Here is a 2,210-nt window from a genome sequence, read left to right as displayed (position 1 = left end):
GCGTCAGCCCCTCGTGCTGCGCCGCCACCGGGAACGGCCGGTCCGCGGCGGCGGGGCGCGGCTCCGTGGCCACGATCAGTCGCGACTTCCGCTCGGCGCGTTGGGCCTGCACATGCGCGAAGCTCCGCCCCAGCACCTCGTTCTGACCGAGGGACATGTGCTTCACGCGGCCTCCGGCGACGAGCACCACGTCGGGAGCAGCCCAGCGGGCCACGGCGTCGGCGATCTCCTCGAGTTCCGCGAGCGACTTCGGCAGCTGCAGCAGCACCAGTTTCGCGCCGGTGAGCAGGTCGGCATCGAGCTCGTGCGGGTGGAACAGTCGGCCGAAACCCAGACCATCCGTCTCACGCTCGGCGGGTTGCCCCGCGACGCGCCCTGCCCCATTGAGGTCGTCTCCGTTTCGGCCGGAAGCACCCGCAAGCCCGAGCTCCTCGGCGTTGCGCTGCAGTGCCATGCGACCGGTCGCGAGGTCCTGATGCACCCGGATGCCGTGGCGCCCTGCCGCGGCAAGAGCAAGCGTGATCGCGCCGTACTCGTCGCCGATGACGACCGTCTCGGAGCCGTCCACGTCGAGCGCGAGCGCCCGTTCCACGAGCAGCAGGTCGGTCGCGTCATATGCCTGCAGGTTGTCCGCCTCGACGTCGGGCCAGCGGCGCAGGCGACTGTAGGGGAACTCCGGCACCAGCCCACTGTACGCGGGCGTCGTAAGGATTTCGCATGTGTTGTTTTCGCCCGATTCACGACTTTGTGAATCGGGCGTACGCTCCCGCGCATGACCACCGTCATCGCCACCCGCAATCTCACGAAGCACTACGGCCACATGCACGCCCTCGACGGCCTCGATCTCACCGTCGAGCAGGGCCAGGTGCACGGGTTCCTCGGCCCGAACGGCGCGGGCAAGTCGACCACCATCCGCATCCTCCTCGGCCTCGCGCGGCGCACCGGGGGTGAGGTCGAGTTCTTCGGCGAAGACCCCTGGGATCGCGCCGTCGACCTGCATCGACGCATCGCCTACGTGCCAGGAGACGTCAGCGTCTGGCCGAACCTGTCCGGGGGCGAGGCCGTCGACCTGCTCGCACGACTGCGCGGCGCCCGTGCGAAGGACGCCGCCTACCAGCACGAGAAGAAGCGCCTGATGGACGCGTTCCAGTTCGACCCGCGCAAGAAGGGCCGCGCCTACTCGAAGGGCAATCGGCAGAAGGTCGCTCTGATCGCGGCGTTCGCCGTGCCTGCCGACCTCTACGTCCTCGATGAGCCGACCAGCGGACTCGATCCCCTGATGGCGGTCATCTTCCAGCGTGAAGTGGCCCGCGCCCACGCGAACGGCGCGACCGTGCTGCTGTCGAGCCACATCATGAGCGAGGTCGAGCAGCTGTGCGACCGGGTGTCGATCATCCGCGCGGGCCGCGTCGTGGAGGCGGGAACCCTGGCGGAGCTGCGTCACCTCACCCGCAGCGACGTGTCGTTCGCCTCCGCCGGCGCCACCCTCGAACAGGTCGGCCGCATCCCGGACGTGCACGACCCCGTGCAGCAGGGCGACCGCATCCGCCTCTCCGTCGACAGCGATCGCACGGCGACGGTTCTCCCCACACTCGCCACCCTCGGCATCAGCGACCTCCGCGTCGCCCCGCCCTCGCTCGAGGAGCTGTTCCTGCGCCACTACGGCGATGACCTCGCCGGCCTCGAAGCGGCCGAAAACGGCGAGGCGGAGCACGAAGTGCCTTCCACCCGCCGCGCGCTGAAGGACCGTGCGTGGTGACCACGTTCGGCGTGCTGCTGAGACAGCGACTGCGCCGCGATCGGCTGCAGCTCGCGCTGTGGATCGTCGGTACGGCCCTGATGGCCTTCGCCGGATACGCCGGTGTCAGCCAGTCCTACTCGACTCTTGCCGACCGGCAGAACATCCTCGCCGCCGCGCTCGCGAATCCGGTGATCCTGATGTTCCGCGGGCTGCCGTCCGGCACGTCCGAAGGGGCGTTCCTGGCTTTCGAGGTGCTGCCGTGGCTGGCGTTCCTCGCCGCCCTCATGAGCACATTCCTCGCCGTGCGGCACACCCGGGGCGACGAGGAGGCAGGACGGGCTGAGCTCGTCTGGGCCACCCCCGCCGGGCGCCGCCTTCCGACGGTCGCGACGATCGCGCACGGGGTCCTCGCGAACGTCGCCCTGGCCCTGCTCACGGCGCTCGCGCTGGTCGCCACCGGCCTTCCGCT

General features: G+C 70.1%; 1 protein-coding gene and 2 pseudogenes. 2 read left to right on the top strand and 1 reads right to left on the bottom strand.

The window, feature by feature from the left end; all coding sequences use genetic code 11:
- Positions 1-682: pseudogene (locus DSP71_RS01170) on the bottom strand (hypothetical protein); the annotation flags it as partial.
- Between the two features lie 90 nt (positions 683-772).
- Here DSP71_RS01170 and DSP71_RS01165 point away from each other — a divergent pair.
- The gene (locus DSP71_RS01165; protein ID WP_113680151.1) at positions 773-1,759 is read left to right on the top strand and encodes an ABC transporter ATP-binding protein; all 987 of its coding nucleotides are present in this window, start codon (positions 773-775) and stop codon (positions 1,757-1,759) included.
- A pseudogene (locus tag DSP71_RS01160) lies at positions 1,753-2,210 on the top strand (polyketide antibiotic transporter); the annotation flags it as partial. The gene DSP71_RS01165 and the pseudogene DSP71_RS01160, both read left to right, overlap by 7 nt.

Origin of the sequence: Microbacterium sp. H6 (assembly GCF_003314775.1) — a bacterium.
Classification (GTDB): Bacteria; Actinomycetota; Actinomycetes; order Actinomycetales; family Microbacteriaceae; genus Microbacterium; species Microbacterium oxydans.
The sequence above is the reverse complement of the archived record's forward strand: the minus strand, read 5'-3'. Positions and strand labels throughout refer to the sequence as shown.